The sequence below is a fragment of the Deinococcus sp. JMULE3 genome (assembly GCF_013337115.1).
Taxonomy (GTDB): Bacteria; Deinococcota; Deinococci; order Deinococcales; family Deinococcaceae; genus Deinococcus.
In genome coordinates this window covers 1502990-1519022 of sequence record NZ_SGWE01000004.1, presented here as the reverse complement: position 1 = coordinate 1519022, position 16033 = coordinate 1502990, and the positions used below count along the sequence as shown (strand labels likewise).

Here is a 16033-nt window from a genome sequence, read left to right as displayed (position 1 = left end):
GCCAGACTTTTTCCCTCCCCTGTCCCGCCCACAACAGCAGAAACGACCCATCATTTTTCCCCCTCACACCGGGAGGCCCCGTGCGAAACCCCCCACTGCTCAGACTGCTGGCCCGACTGGCCCTGGCGCTGCCCCCGACCCTGCTCGGGGCGGCGCTGGCGGCCGGCACCCCCGCCGGAACCGTGATCCAGAACACGGCCGTCCTGGAATTCACGCCGCCCGGCGAACCGCCCGTGCGCGTCCCCACCCCGCCCGTCACGACCACCGTGCAGGCGGTGTGCTCGGTCAGCGCGCTGCCGAACGGCACGGTCGCCCAGCCCGGCCAGAGCGCCACGCTGCTGCCCGGCGAGACCACCACCTTCCGGTACGTGGTCACGAACACCGGCAACGCCGCGAACACCCTGACCCTCGGGATGCTCAGCGACGTGGCCTCGCAGTTCACGCCCGGCGACCTGAGCATTCACCGTGACGCGAACGGCAACGGGCAGATCGACCAGAACGAGGCGGCCCTGACCAGCCTGACCCTGGCCGCCGACGCCAGCGCCACGCTACTCGTGCGGGCCACCACCCAGGCCAGTGACCGCGGCAACGCCTACCCGAACCTCAGCGTCCGCTGCGCCACCAACGTGCGCGGCCTGAACGGCGAGACCGACACCGACAACGTCGCGCGCCTGACCGTCGGTGACCCGCCCACCCTGACGCTCGGGAAGACCTTCACGCCCGACACGCTGCGCCCCGGCGACGTGACCACCGTCACCCTGACCGCCCGCAACGAGGGCAACGGCGCCTCGCGCGCCGTGACCATCACCGACCTGCTGAACACGCCCGAGATGCGCGACTTCGTGTTCGTCAGCGGCAGCGCCCGCCTGAGCGGCAGCGCTGCGGGCGCCGTCACCGAGTACAGCGCCGACGCCCAGACCTGGCAGGCCGCCGAGACCAGCCCGGTCAGCGGCATCCGCGTCCGCGTGGACAGCCTCGCCCCCGGCGCCACCCTGACCCTGACCTTCCGCCTGCGCAGCCCCGAGCTGACCGGCACGCGCCGCAACGTCGCCCAGCTGCGCAGCAGTGACATCAGCGTGGACGCCCCCGCCGACGTCACCCTGCGCTACCAGCCGCTGATCGCCCTGGGCCCGCTGGGCAACCCCCAGGCCCTGCCCGGCGGTGAACTGAGCAGCGACGACAAGCAGGTCAAGCAGGTCGCCCTGCTGAACAGCGAGGTCTGCTTCCCGCACACCGTGCAGAACCTCGGCGACCGCCCCGACACCATCACCGTCAGTGGCCGCGTGGAACTCGGCGAGGGCAGCGTCCGCTTCACCGAACGCGACGGCACCCCCATCACCGAACCCTTCCGCAGCGACCTCGCGCCGCAGGCCACCCGTGACTTCAACGCCTGCTACGTGCCCAGCAAGGCCAGCACCAGCTCCGCCAATGAGGCCTTCCGCGCCGTCCTGACCGCTGCGAGCAGCCGCGGCGCCGCCGACAACCTGACCGTCGACTGCCTGCTGACCGTCGCGCCCCTGACCCTGAACCCCGTCAAGACCGGCGATATTGAAGGGCTGGTCGAACCGGGACAGCTGCTCACGTACCACCTGAAACTCACGAACACCCAGAGCTTCCCCCTGACGAACGTCGAGGTGCGCGACAACCTGCGCAACCTGCAGGTGCTCGACGCCAGCGGGAACGTGATCCGCACCGACCTGCTGGAATTCGTCAGCGCCGACCAGGGCGGCACCCTGCAGGGCGAGACGGTCGTCTGGACCCTGGGCCGCCTGGACCCCGGCCAGAGCTTCGACCTGACCCTGAAGGCCCGCGTGCCGCAGGACACCCCGGACGGCGCGCGCGCCGTGAACGTCTTCACGGTGAGCAGCAGCGAACTGCCCAGACCCATCCCCAGCAACCCGGTCGTGAACGGCGTCTTCCGCAGCGCCAACCTGACCCTGGTCAAGACCAGCAGCCCCGCCGTCGTCGCCTACGGCCAGACCCTCACCTACACCTTCACCGTCACCAACAAGAGCGCGACCGGCGTCCTGGAAGCCATCAAGGTGCAGGACACCCTGCCCGCCGGACTGAACTACGTGGAGGGCAGCAGCCTGCTGAACGGCGTCGCGATCACCCCCACCGTCACCGGCCGCACCTACGTCTGGGAGATTCCCGGCCTGGCGCCCGGCGCGAGCGCCGTGATCACCTTCGACGCGGTCGTCACGCCCGACGCCGGCACGCAGATCCGCAACAGCGCCATCGCCACCGCCGTCAGCAACAACGGCGAGACCCAGACGCCGCCCAGCAGCGTCGCCAACACCATCGACCCGCTGATCTTCGGGCGCAACACCGCCGATCTGGTCGGGTACGTGTTCCAGGACGTGAACCGCAACGGCATCTACGACCGCGGCGTGGACCTGCCCTGCATGAACGCCCGCGTGATCCTCGCCGGGGGCCGCGTCGCCCTGACCGACGCGCAGGGCCGCTACCACTTCCGCAACCTCTTCGAGGGTGAGGTCGCCCTGCGACTCGATCCCAACAGCGTCGCCACCGCGCCCCTGAACGTCCCGCAGGACGCCGGACGCCCCGGCAGCCGCCTGATCTACGTCCGGAACCTCACCAGCGCCGACTTCCCGCTGGCGCCCGACGCCGGGGACATCGCGGTCGTGCGCGACACCACCCTGCGCGTGACCAGCACCCTGCCGCTGCAGACCCCGCAGGTCCTGACCGTCCGCAAGCAGGTGTTCGAGCAGGAAGGCGGCACGTTCCTGGTCCAACTGACCCTGACGGCCAGCACCGACCTCAGCGGCGTGCAACTCTCCGATCCCCTGCCGCAGGGCGCCGAACTGCTCGACGGCCAGAACGCCCTGACCTTCACCACCCTCCCCGGCGGCGAGCGCGTCCTGACCTACCGCTTCCGCTGGACCGGGGATCTCAAGGGCGCCGTGACCGACCCGGCCGCCAGCTGGAGGTACTGAGTGAAACGCGCCATCACCACCCTGACCGCGGCCCTGCTGGGAACGGCCGCCGCGCAGGAAATCTCCACCTCGCTCCCCCTGACCTCGGTCGGCGACAAGCTGATGTGGACCGTCGGGGATCAGGACCTGCGCCTGGTCGTGGGCCTCAGCTCGCGCGTGCAGCTCGACGTGTACGGCGCGCAGTTCGACCCCGCCGACTACCGCACGCCCGACCAGTACGGCGACGAGAACTACGACCCCGCCCCCAAGGGCCCGGTTGGCAGCACCTTCACGCTGATCGACGCCGACGGGCAGGTCGTCCGGCAGCAGGAGTTCGGGCAGGGCGCGCAGGACTGGCAGACCTTCCTGAACAGCGACCTGAAGGCCGGAACGTACACCCTGCGCGTGCGCACCCAGGGCAACGGCAAGAACACCTTCGCGCTGCGCCTGACCTCCGTCAGCGCCGCCGTCGAGGCCGACCACCTGAACGTCACCGTCCGCAGCAACGACTGGGTGCCCGCCCTGAACGTGTACAACCCCGGCGGCCCCATGAGCATCCGCATGTACGACGGGGACGGCGCGGGCGAACTGCAGGGCGAACTGCGCGACGCGCAGGGCAACGCCTACCCCATCAAGGTCAGCGGACAGCTGCAGTGGGACGAGATCAAGGTCCCCGAGGACCAGGGCAACTACACCCTGTACCTGCGCCAGCCCGCCAAGACCTACCAGTGGTCGAACTCGGTCGGCTTCGAACTCAGCACCGGCCCGATCAAGATCGTCACCGCCGACACCACCGGCAAACTGGACCTCACGGCCGAACTGGTCCTCCCCGACGAGACGCTGCCCACCCAGGCGAACGTCACCGTCGGCGAGCAGACCTACGCCGTCAGCGGCCAGGCCGGACCGTTCACGCTGCCCGCGAAGGAGTACCCGGTGCAGGCCGAGCCGGTCAAGGGCGCCGAGGTCAGCGTGAACGCCCCCAGCGCGACCGTCACCAAGGGCCAGACCGCGCGCGTCGCCGTGCAGGTCAAACCCAGCATGAACCTGAACTTCACGGCCGACCGGCCCGAAGTCTGCGTGGGTGACGTCGTGACCTTCACCGCCCGCGCCACCACCGAATTCGAACGGCAGACCCTCCCCGCCAGCCTGCGCGTCGAGCTGCCCGAAGGCTTCGAGGCGCAGGGCGACACCAGCGTCACCGCCCGCGTGGACGCCGCCAACCCCGGCGTGCTGACCTTCGAGGCCCGCGCCGTCGCCGCCACGCAGGGCGAGGCCCGCGCCACCCTGGCCCCCTGGAACCAGAGCCAGTCGCTGGGCGTGCAGGTGCTGCCCAGCGCCACCCAGATCGAACTGCGCCGCGCGCCCCTGGCCGCCACGCTGCCCGGCGAGACCGTCACCGTGACCCTCACGCTGCGCAACACCAGCAGCGCCCCCGCCCCCTTCGAACTGACCGACCAGCCCGGCGAGACCCTGGAAGCCCTGGACCCCACCAGCTTCAGCGGCGAACTGCAGCCCGGCGAGGAGCGGACCCTCAGCTACCGCGCCCGCGTCAAGGGCTCGGGCGGCGAGCAGGGCCAGCTGCGCGCCACGCTGAGCAGCAACTGCGACAGCCAGCAGGTCGTCGGCGGGACGTTCAGCGTCACCACGCCCACCCCGCCCGCCCCCACCCCGGTCGTCACGCAGACCCGCGAGAGCACCGTCCGCATCCCCTACGACGTCCCCACCACCAAGAACGCCACGCAGGTCCTCGTCGTGCACCAGCTCCCGGCGGGCAGCAGCTACGTGCCGGGCAGCAGCCAGCTGAGTGGCCGCCCGCTGGCCGACCCGCAGGTGGGACAGAGCGGCAAACTGTACTGGACCACCCCCGGTGCGCCCAGGGGCGTCCTGACCTACCGCGTCACGCACGAGGGCAGCCTCCCGGCCCTGCAGAGCCCCACCCTGGTCGGCAGGTACGCCGCCGGGCGCGTCAGCGTGCTGGTCGGCGAGGGGAACCTGGACGACCTGAGTGCCCTGCAGCCCGCCGCGGCCACGCAGGCCCGCGAGAACGACGGCGCGCTGAAATTCCCGCTGGACGGCGCGGTCTACCGCGACCGCGACCGCGTGACCGTCGTCGTGGAGAGCCCCGCCGACAGCGCCGAGCTGCCCCTGATCAACGGCGTGCCGGTCGACCCGGCTAGCCTGGGCCGCAAGACCGTCGACGCCGAACGCGGCACCCAGCGCCAGGAGTTCTACGGCGTCGCGCTGCGCAGCGGCGAGAACACCCTGAGCTTCGCCGGGCAGACCGTCCGCGTGTCCCTGGCGGGCACCCCCGTCAGCGCCGAGTTCAGCGGCCAGCAGCTCATCGCCGACGGCGTCACGCCCCTGCGGATCGGCATCCGCCTGAAAGACGCCGCCGGGATCAGCACCGCCAGCGGCAACGTCACCGTGCAGGCCACCCTGGAACCCACCCAGCCCGACGCGCAGCCCCGCGTGGTCAGCTACCAGGTGAAACTCACCGACGGTGAGGGCGTCCTGGAACTCGATCCGCTCGACGCGCCCGCCCACTTCGACGTCCGCGTGCGCCTGGGCGACCGCGTCATCAGCAAGGGCTTCGAGGCGCTGCCCAGCCGCACCCGCGTCGGCATCGGGCTGCTCAGCGTCGGCGGCATCCTGAGTGGCAGCGGCGTCGCCGCCGGGGAAGCCCGCGCGCAGGGCTACCTGGAAACCCCCATCGGCGACGGGAAACTGTACGTCGCCGCCAGCGGCGCCCTGAGCGCCGACCGCACCGCCAGCGGCGTCACCACCGTCCGCCAGGACCGCGACCAGGGCCTGCCCACCACCGCCAACCCCCTGCAGCGCTACCCCAACCACGGCGACAGCAGCGCCGAGACCGTGCCCCTGCAGGGCATCGACCCGGTCGCCGCGCGCTACGAACACCCGGCCTTCTCGGTCAGTTACCGTCAGGCGCCGCTGCCCGTCGACGTGTTCAACGTCGGGATCACCCCCACCGCCCTGAGCGGCTTCACGCGCAGCAACCCGCAGGTGTCCGGCTTCGTCGCCGCGCTGCCCGGCGACCTGAAACGCGTGACCCTCAGCGCCAACGGCCTGCGCGCCCTGGCCCTCCCGGACCAGGACCTCGCGGCCGACAGCGAGACCGTCACGCTGATCCTCACCGACCCGCTGACCGGCGCGCAGGAACGCCGCCCGCTGGGCCGCCTGAGCGACTACACCCTGGACGTCACCGCCGGCGTGCTGTACTTCCAGCGTCCACTGGCCCTGCTCGACGACCAGGGCCGCACCCAGAGCGTCGAGGTCAGCTACCGCCTGAACGACCCGCTCGCCGCCCGCAGCGTCGCCTGGGGCGTGCAGGGCAAGTACCGCGTGACCGACGCCCTGAGCGTCGCCGCCGCCGCCGTCAGCCTGGACGGCACGACCAGCGTCGGCGCCCGCGTCCGCTACGAACAGGGCGGCAGCCGCGCCGACCTGCTCGCCGCGTACGCCACCCAGGGCACCCTGATCGACGCCAGCGCCGGCGTGCAGGGCGACCGCTTCAGCGTCAGCGGCAGCGCCCACTACCAGACGCCCGAGTACGCGGGCCTGAACGCCGGGAAGGCCGGACTGGGCGCCGCCGCCGACGCCACCTACCGCCTGACCGACCGGTTCGCGCTGAACGCCCGCGCGGCCTACGCCGCCACGCCCGCCGCCGGAACCACGCCCGCCACCAGCGGCGGCACCGCCGAGCTGCGCGGCCTGTACAGCTTCTCGCCGTTCACGCTGGGCGCCGGGATCCGCGCGGGCTTCGGGGACCAGCAGGGCCTCGCGGCGGTCGTCAGCGCCGCCTACGCCCGTGACGGCCTGAGCATCCAGGTGGACCACGCCCAGGCCCTGAGCGGCACGCTGGACACCACCACCACCGTCAGGGCCAGCGTCCCGGTCGCGCCGGACGTCACCCTGACCGCCCGCGACGACATCAACTGGGACAAGGGCCAGCGCGCCACGCTGGGCCTGCAGACCCGGCTGGGCGGCACGAACCTCGCCGTGACCTACGACCTGCCCGGCGCCGACGGCTGGGGCAACCGCGCCCGCATCGGCGTGGACACCACCCTGCCCCTGAGTGACCGCGCCGCCGTGGACCTGAGCGGCAGCCTGATCCTCGACACCGACGGCGACACCCAGGACGAGAGCAGCTGGAACGCCGGAGCCGGCGTGCGCTACAAGACCGACACGCTGGCCGCCACCCTGGCCGCCGACGCCTCCCGCACCGACGCGGGCTTCAGCGTGGGCCTCAAGGGCGGCGCCACGTACAGCGTCAATGACCAGCTGACCGTCAGTGCCGAAGGGCACCAGATCTTCGGGGTGGGCGCCGGGGCGAACTACGCGGCGTCGGCCGCGCTGCGCGCCGGACCCTGGCAGGGCCTGAGCTACCTGCGCTACCGGGGCGGGGCCCTCGCGGGCAACGCGCCCGAGATCATCGGCGAGGCGAACGTCGAGTACCACGTTCCCCGCTACGCCCTGCGCGCCGGACTGGCCGGACGCGCCCTGCTGGACGAGCCGGGCAGCGCCACCTACCAGGGCAGCGTCAGCGGCACCTACTACCTGACCGACCGCCTGGGCCTGGGCCTCGCCGCGCGCGGCCTGGTGCAGCCCGCCACCGGCAGCACCCTGTACAGCGCCGGACTGGAAGCCAGCTACCGCGCCCTGCCCGGCACCTGGATCACGCTGGGGTACAACCCGGTGGGCTTCCAGGGCATCGGCACGAACGTCTACACCCGTCAGGGCGCGTACCTGCGCCTGGACCTGATGCTCGACGACGGACAGAGTCCCGCCCCCGCCCCCACCACCGGGGGGCGCTGAGATGAGGCCCCGCATGCACACCCTGACCACCCTGCGGCGCCTGCTGCCGCTGGCCGCCCTGTCCAGCCTGAGTCTCGCCGCCGCCACCACCTGCACCGCCACCACACCGTGGGTGCAGAGCTTCAACAGCAACGCCAGCCTGGGCAGCATCCAGAACCACACGTACGTCACGGACGTGAACACCGTGACGAACAACGCCGGGAAGTACACCTTCTGGAACAGCATTGACCACACCGGGAACGGCGGGTACGCGCTGTACCTGAACGTCGCGAACTTCGAGAACAAGAACGGCGCGCTGCTGACCACGCCCCGCGTGCTGTTCCAGCAGACCGTGACCGTCCCGGCCGGATCGAAGGTCACCTACCAGAACTACGCCCGCACGCACGCCAATACCCCCTCGCAACTGCGCTACGAGTTCACGGACCCCGCCAGTAGCACCCTGCTGGCCAGCATGAACGGCAGCGTCCTGACCACCGGGTACACCCTCCAGAAGGTCCCGGAGTTCACGGCGCCCGGCACGCAGGTCACCGTGAAGGTCCTGACCCTGAAAGACGGCGTGAACGGCGACGCGAACGTCCTGAAACTCGACGACCTGAAACTCAGCTGCGTGCCGCAGACCCAGCTGACCATCACCAAGGGCAGCAACGGCCCCTGGACGGTCGGCCAGAGCGGCGCCACCTACACCCTGACCGTGAAGAACAGCGGGAGCGCCACCACCTCCGGCGCGGTGACCGTGAAGGATCAGCTGCCCGCCGGGATCAGCGCCCCCGCCAGCTTCACGCCCGCGACGGGCTGGACCTGCACGACGAGCGGGAGCGCCGTGACCTGCACCGGCACGCCCAACCTGAGTGCCGGGTCCAGCGTGGCCCTGACGGTCCCCGTGACGGTCGGCAGCGGCGCGGTGGGCACGATCACGAACCGCGCGAGTGTCGGCGGCGGCGGCGACCCCGACCCGATCCCCGACCCGGCGAGCTGCACGACCACCGGCGGTCAGTGCGCTGCGACCACCACCACCGTCACCACGCCCACGCCGCCTGCCGTGACCGGCACCTGCACCGTCAGCACGCCGTTCCGGCAGACCTTCGACACCAACGCCTCCAGCGGGGAGATCCGCAACCACACCTACCGGAGCGACCCGAACACCGTGACCGCCACCGACGGCACGTACACCTTCTGGCGGGACATCGACCGGACCGGCAACGGCGGGTACGCGCTGTACATGAACATCGCGAACTTCGAAGGCAAGAACGGTGGCGCCCTGACCACGCCGGGCCTGCTGTACGAGCAGAAGATCAACGTGCCCGCCGGGTCCGAGCTCACCTACAGCAACTGGGTGCGCAGCCACTCCAGCACCGCCACGCAGCTGCGCTACGTGTTCCGTGACGCGGGCGGCGCACTGCTGAAACAGTTCGACGGCGCCGTCGCGGGCACCGGCTACACCCAGCAGACCGTCCCGACCTTCACCGTGAGCGGCACGCAGGTCACCCTGCAGATCCTGACGCTGAAAGACGGCACCAGCGCCGACACCAACGTCCTGAAACTCGACGACCTGAACCTCGCCTGCCCCGTGCCGCCCAGGCCCAGCCTGACCATCACCAAGACCAGCAACGGCCCCTGGACCGTCGGCCAGACCGGCGCCACGTACACCCTGACGGTCAAGAACGGCAGCGCCGTCAACAGCACCGGCACCGTGACCGTGAAGGACCAGTTGCCCAGCGGGATCAGCGCGCCCGCCAGCTTCACGCCCGCCACGGGCTGGAGCTGCACGACCAGCGGGAGCGCCGTGACCTGCACCGGCACGCCCAACCTGAACGCCGGGTCCAGTGTGGCCCTGACGGTCCCCGTGACGGTCGGCGTGGGCGCGGTGGGCACGATCACGAACCGCGCGAGTGTCGGCGGCGGCGGCGACCCCGACCCGATCCCCGATCCCGGTACCTGCACGACCACCGGCGGGCAGTGCGCCACGACCACCACCACCGTCACCACGCCCGCCCCCGCCCCCGTCTGCTCGAAGGTGTACGCCCTGAACATCGCGCCCGGCGGGAACAACCTGAACGGCGTGACCATCAACGAACTGGACGTCACCACGAACACGGTCGGCGCGCAGATCGCCGCGCTGAGCGACTCGCTCTCCACGTCCCCCAGGTCCGCCACGCTGGGCATCTCGCCCGACGCGAAACGCTTCTTCGTCGCCACCGACGACAACCGCCTGCAGGTGTACGACACCAGCCTGAAAGCCTGGTACTCCGGCGGCACCTTCAGCGGCGTGTCCGGTCGCCTGGTCCGCATGGCTGTCACCAGTACCGGCGTCGGTTACGCCATGGACGGCACCGGCAACATCTGGTCCTTCACGACCGCCAGCAGCAGCGGCTACGTGGTCACGCCACTCGGGCTCCTGACCAGCACGTCCAGCGGCGCCCCCAGCTTCCGCGACAACGGCGACTTCTTCGCGGACAGCAGCGGCAAGCTGTACATGATCAGCGCCGTGACCGGCTCGACCAGCATCGACCTGTGGCTCATCACGCCCGCGGCCAGCAGCGCCAGCGCCGAGTACCTCGGCAGCTTCAGCAACCCCGCGCAGGACTCGCAGTTCGCCGGGATCGCCGCCGCGCCCAGCGGCATCTACGCCCGCGACAACCTGGGCCGCCTCGTGAAACTGGACCTCGTGAACGTCACGTACACCCCGGTCGGCACCGCCAGCCTGGGCTCCACCGACCTGGCCAGTTGCACCTACCCGGTCCTGGCCCCCAGCCTGAACGCCGTCAAGAGCGTGACCAAGGTCGCGGGGACCAGCGGTGACAAGGTGCAGCCCGGCGACACCCTGGAGTACCGCGTCGTGATCCGCAACAGCGGCACACTGCCCGCCGGAGGCGTGACTTTCAGCGACGCCCTCCCAGCGGGAACGACCTACGTGCCCGGCAGCGCCCGCGTGAACGGCGCGACCACCACCGTCACGAACGGCAGCAGCACCAGCCTGAGCGGCGCGTACCCCTTCGCGCAGCCGGTCGGGATCTGCTCCGGGCCGACCACGCCCTGCACCACGCAGGTCCTGCGGATCGACAGCACGCCCGGCACGCTGGACAACGAGGCGGTCGTGACCTTCCGCGTGACCGTGAACCTCCCCGCCAGCTACCCGGCGGACGTGCGCAACACCGCCCTGATCCGCTTTACCGGTGGCCCGAACGGCGGCGTGCCCAGCAACGAGGTCGTCACGCCCGTGTACCAGCCGGCGAAACTGACGGTCGTCAAGACCGTGCAGAACGTCACGGCGGGCGGCCCGGTCGGCACGACCGGCGAGGGGAACCCCGGCGACGTCCTGGAGTACTGCATCGCCACCACGAACGTCGGCGGGCTGAACGCCACGAACATCACCTTCAGCGACGTGGTCCCCGCCAACACCGCCTTCCAGGTGGGGGGCTTCGCGGCCGGGCAGGACATCAAGGTGACCACCCCGGCGGGCACGGTGTACTACACCGCCGCTGCCGACGGGGACGCCGGGCTGCTCAGCGGCGGGAAGGTCACGGTGCAGGCCGGCAGCTTCGTGCTGGCCCCCGCGCAGACCGTCACGTTCTGCTTCCGCGCCAGCATCCAGTAATCCACGCCAGTCAGCGGGCCGCCCATCCCAGGGCGGCCCGCACTCATGTGCCCTTGAGCGGCGCTGAAGACGGGGCGCAGGCGTACCGTCGCGCCCGGCGCGCTGCGGGAGAGTGACCCTCATGCTCGGCGGGACTCAACTCGTGTGGTTCAAGAAGGACCTGCGCGTGCACGACCACGCGCCCCTCGCGCAGGCCGCCGGGCGCGGACCGATCCTGCCGGTGTTCATCTACGAGCCCGAACAGCTGACCCATGAGGAGTTCGCCGGGCACCACCTGACGTACCTGAACGAGTCCCTGCGCGAACTGGACGCAGCCCTGCGGGCGCTGGGCACCCCGCTGGTCGTGCGGGTGGGCGAGGCGGTGGCTGTGCTCGACGAGCTGCGCGAAGCCCACGGCGTGACGGCCGTGTGGGCGCACGAGGAGACCGGCAACGGCGTGAGCTACCAGCGCGACCGCCGGGTGCGGGCCTGGGCGCGGGCGCGTGGGCTGCCCATGACCGAACTGCCGCAGAACGGCGTGATCCGCCGCATGAGGAACCGCGACGGCTGGGCCGCCACCTGGGAGGAACGCCTGGGTGCCCCGCAGGTCGCCGCGCCCGCGCAGCTGAGGGGCGTGGACGCCGACCCCGGCGGCCTGCGCACCCACGCCGAACTGGGCGTGCCCGCCAGCGCGAAGACCATCCCGCCGGGGGGCCGCGCCGCCGCGCTGGACACGCTGGACTCGTTCCTGACGGCGCGCGGCGTGAACTACATGCGCGAGATGAGCAGCCCCCTGAGCGCCGAGGCCAGCTGCTCGCGTCTGAGTGCGCCACTGGCCTTCGGAACGATCTCGCTGCGGGAGGTGCTTCAGGCAACCCGGCAGCGCCTCGCCACCGTCAAGGGCGACCCCGGGGCCGACCCGCGCTGGGTGCGGTCCCTGCGGTCGTACGAGTCGCGGCTGCACTGGCACTGTCACTTCATGCAGCGCCTGGAAAGCCAGCCAGATATGGAATTCCGCACCCTGAACCGCGCCCTGGACGGCCTGCGCGAACACGAATGGAATCAGGACTTCTTCGACCGCTGGCAGCACGGGCAGACCGGCTACCCCCTGATCGACGCCTGCATGCGGATGCTGCGCGAGACCGGGTGGCTGAACTTCCGCATGCGCGCCCTGCTGGTCAGTTTCGCCACGCAGCACCTCTGGCTGCACTGGCGCCAGCCCGGGCTGTTCCTGGCGCGCGAGTGGCTGGACAACGAACCCGGCATCCACTGGTCCCAGATGCAGATGCAGAGCAGCACGGTCGGCATCAACCGCGTGCGCATCTACTCCCCGACCCGGCAGGCGCGCGAACAGGACCCGGACGGGGTGTTCATCCGTCGCTGGCTGCCGGAACTCGCGGACGTGCCCACCGACTTCATCCACGCCCCCTGGGAGTGGAGCGGCGCCGGACGCCTGAGCTACCCGCCGCCCATCGTGAACGAACAGGAGGCCGGACGCCGCGCCCGCGCCCGCATCAGTGCCGCCCGCGCCAGCCCGGCCTTCGAGGCCGAGGCCCGCCGCATCTACGTGAAGCACGGCAGCCGCAAGAAGGCGGACCTGCGCGCCGAAAGGAAAGCTCAGGGTCTGCCCGACAAACACCCACCCTCCCGGCGGTCCGCTGCCGTAAAAAGGACCATCATGAGCGACCAACCCGATCTGTTCGGCCTCGCCCCGGCCGCCCCGAAGGCCATCGTGCCCAGCGGCCTGCCTGACGACTGGCAGCAGGCCCTGCACGGCGAGTTCAGCGCCCCGTACTTCCACGAACTGAAGGACTTCCTGATAGAGGAACGCCGCGCCGGCAACGTGTTCCCGCCCGCGCCGGACGTGTTCAACGCGCTGCGCTTCACGCCGCTGGACGAGGTGAAGGTCCTGATCCTGGGCCAGGACCCGTACCACCGCCCCGGTCAGGCGCACGGCCTGAGCTTCAGCGTCCGCCCCGGCGTGACCATCCCCCCCAGCCTGCGGAACATCTACAAGGAACTGACCGCCGACCTGCCCGGCTTCACCGCCCCCCGCCACGGCTACCTGAAAGGTTGGGCCGAGCAGGGCATCCTGCTGCTGAACGCCGTCCTGACCGTCCGCGAGGGGCAGGCGAACAGCCACGCCAACAAGGGCTGGGAGCACTTCACGGACGCCGTCATCCGCACCGTGAACGACAAACCCGATCGGGTCGTGTTCGTCCTGTGGGGCGCGTACGCCCGCAAGAAGAAGAAACTCATCACCGCACCCCAGCACGTCATCATCGAGTCCGCGCACCCCAGCCCGCTGAGCGAGGCGAAATTCTTCGGCAGTCGCCCCTTCAGCCAGGTGAACGCCGCGCTGGAAGAGGCGGGCCTGACGCCCATCGACTGGCAACTGCCCATGCAGGTCACGGAATGAAGCGGATTCCGTCTGTTTCGCGATCCACCCGGAACAGCACCGGGTGGCCCGCTCCACGCCCGGAACCCGCGCCGCTCCCACTCTGCGGGGCAGCTCTACGAGTCGCGTCCGCTCGGGTTGCACGGTTCTGGCAAACCATGCAACCGGAGGCGATATGACCTCCCGCACCCAGATCCTCGCCGAGGAGTACCTGCGCCGCGAGGGCAACGATCCCAAGAAGTTCAAATACTTCTGGCCGGACGGCACCCCCTACCGCGAGAAGGCGGGCATCGAACGCATCGCGAAGCTCGCCGTGCCCCCCGCCTACGAGGACGTGTACGTCAGCCCCGACCCGGACGCCGAACTTCAGGCCTTCGGGCGCGACGCCGCCGGACGCCTCCAGTACCGCTACCACCCGGACTTCGTGCAGGCGGGCGCGCTGAAAAAATGGCAGCGCCTCACCCGCTTCGCCGGAGCACTCGGCACCCTCAAGACCGTCACGGCAGGCGACCTGCGCGCCCAGGGCCTCCCACCCCGCAAGGTCACGGCCCTCATGACCCGCCTGCTGCACGTCGCCCGTTTCCGCGTCGGCAACGACATCTACGCCCAGCAGCACAAAACCTACGGCCTCAGCACCCTCCGCCAGCGGCACGTGAAAGTCGAGGGGAACACCGTCACCTTCCACTTCAAGGGCAAGCACGGCATCACGCAGCACAAGGCCACCACCGACCGCACCCTCGCCACGAACATCGGCCGCCTGCTCGACCTGCCCGGCCCCTGGCTGTTCCAGACCGTAGATGCCGAAGGCACCCGCAGGCGCGTCCGCAGCGGCGAACTCAATGCGTACCTCAGGGAAGTCATCGGTCCGTTCACCGCCAAGGACTTCCGCACCTGGGGCGGCACCCTCCTCGCCGCCGAATACCTCGCCGAGGCGGGCGTCGCCGACACCGAGAAACAGGCCCGGCAGACCCTCGTCGACTGCGTCAAATACGTGGCCGCCGACCTCGGCAACACGCCCGCCGTCACCCGCAGCTCCTACATCTGCCCCGTCATCTTTGACCGCTACCTGGAAGGCAAGATCCTCGACGACTACGAACCCCGCGCCACGAAGGGCGAGAGCGACCTGGGCGGCCTGACCCGCAGCGAAGCCGCACTCAAACGCCTGCTGGAAAGCGAAAAAACGCTGAGGACGAGGCGGAGGAAGGCGGCGTAGGGGAGCCCACTCACCTCAGGGCAGAGCGAGAGCCCCGCTGACGCACAGGGGAAACCTCAGCTGAACCCCTGATCCAAGCTGATGCCAATGGCGTGGCCTGTCGTGGTCGGGGGCGCCCTGCCTGCCTGATACGGATTCCGTCTGTTTCGTTGACAACCTCGGGTGCTAGGGGGTAGTGACGGAACAGGAGAAAGCGGAAGATCCGGTATGCCTACCAAAGAACTTCCGCTCCATCAGCATACCGTCGTCGACCTATTCATCATCATCTACGTCTACGTCGACGATTACCTCAAGGCCGCTGCGTGCAGCGGCCTTTTCACGCTCCCGAACGAGCCGCACCAGAAGGGCAGCTACGCTGAATTGATGACCATTGCGCTCGTCGGCGATTTGCTCGCACAGCCCTCGGTGCAGCAGTGGTACGCCCAGGTGCGAGCCACGTATGGCTTCCTCTTTCCCGTCCTTCCGGATCGCACGCGGTATCTGCGGATTCAACAGAATCTCGAACGGATCTACGCGGATCTCGCGTTGCGCCTGCCCCACTTCGACGACGACACGGTGTACGTCATCGACAGTAAGCCGCTGGTGTGTTGTGTCGGAGGGCGGCACAAACGGCCCAGAGCGATGACCACGGCCACCAGTGGCCGTGGTGGACAGGGAGGATACGGCAAAACGGGGTTCTTTTACGGCTTCAAACTGCATGCCGTGATCGACGATCACGGCATGCTCGTGCGCTTTGCCATTGTGCCAGGTCGAGAAGGTGACCCACCGGTGGCACGAGCACTCCTGGAAGTTCAGGAAGCCAGACTGGTCCTTGGGGATCGGGGATACCAGGGATGCGGCGTGTATGCGCAGCCGAAGAAGAACTTCAAAAGGCCGCGCCCCTGGTGGGGCGCGATGCGGTGGGTTCGGAAGACCATCGAGACTGTTTTTTCTCGGTTGGATCGTTCATTTCACTTGATGCTGCCGCAACTGAATTCAGAGCGCTCCATCCGGGCGCATGTGTGTCGGAAGGTTGCGGCACACAACCTGGGGCTTTTTTTCGGGGCATTCTGATCCCCTAGCACCCGAGGTTGACAGAT

Annotated in this window: 6 protein-coding genes; all 6 read left to right on the top strand. The window is 70.0% G+C overall.

The features are described from left to right. The first annotated feature begins 80 nt into the window (after window positions 1-80). The 6 genes from EXW95_RS10205 (at window position 81) to EXW95_RS10180 (ending at window position 16007) form a co-directional block, all read left to right on the top strand. Window positions 81-2957, top strand: a complete 2877-nt coding sequence (locus EXW95_RS10205) for a DUF11 domain-containing protein (RefSeq protein WP_371809999.1) — start codon at window positions 81-83, stop codon at window positions 2955-2957. Further along, window positions 2958-7769 (top strand): T9SS type A sorting domain-containing protein, encoded by a 4812-nt coding sequence (locus tag EXW95_RS10200; protein WP_174367374.1) that lies wholly within the window; start codon window positions 2958-2960, stop codon window positions 7767-7769. It abuts the gene before it with no gap. Between the two features lie 13 nt (window positions 7770-7782). Further along, window positions 7783-11364, top strand: coding sequence for a DUF11 domain-containing protein (locus tag EXW95_RS10195; protein WP_174367373.1), 3582 nt, complete (start codon window positions 7783-7785; stop codon window positions 11362-11364). 121 nt (window positions 11365-11485) lie between these two features. Continuing rightward, window positions 11486-13762, top strand: coding sequence for a uracil-DNA glycosylase (ung, locus tag EXW95_RS10190; protein ID WP_174367372.1), 2277 nt, complete (start codon window positions 11486-11488; stop codon window positions 13760-13762). Window positions 13763-13916: 154 nt separating this feature from the next. Continuing rightward, the gene (locus tag EXW95_RS10185) at window positions 13917-14954 is read left to right on the top strand and encodes a DNA topoisomerase IB (protein ID WP_174367371.1); all 1038 of its coding nucleotides are present in this window, start codon (window positions 13917-13919) and stop codon (window positions 14952-14954) included. A 207-nt stretch (window positions 14955-15161) separates the two neighbouring features. Continuing rightward, complete coding sequence (locus EXW95_RS10180; protein ID WP_174367370.1) at window positions 15162-16007, top strand: transposase; 846 nt, start codon at window positions 15162-15164, stop codon at window positions 16005-16007. Window positions 16008-16033: the final 26 nt, after the last annotated feature.

Coding starts and splice junctions, on each gene's coding strand:
- ung (WP_174367372.1), top strand. CDS start 11,486: ATGCTCGGCGGGACTCAACTCGTGTGGTTCAAGAAGGACCTGCGCGTG.
- EXW95_RS10195 (WP_174367373.1), top strand. CDS start 7,783: ATGCACACCCTGACCACCCTGCGGCGCCTGCTGCCGCTGGCCGCCCTG.
- EXW95_RS10180 (WP_174367370.1), top strand. CDS start 15,162: ATGCCTACCAAAGAACTTCCGCTCCATCAGCATACCGTCGTCGACCTA.
- EXW95_RS10185 (WP_174367371.1), top strand. CDS start 13,917: ATGACCTCCCGCACCCAGATCCTCGCCGAGGAGTACCTGCGCCGCGAG.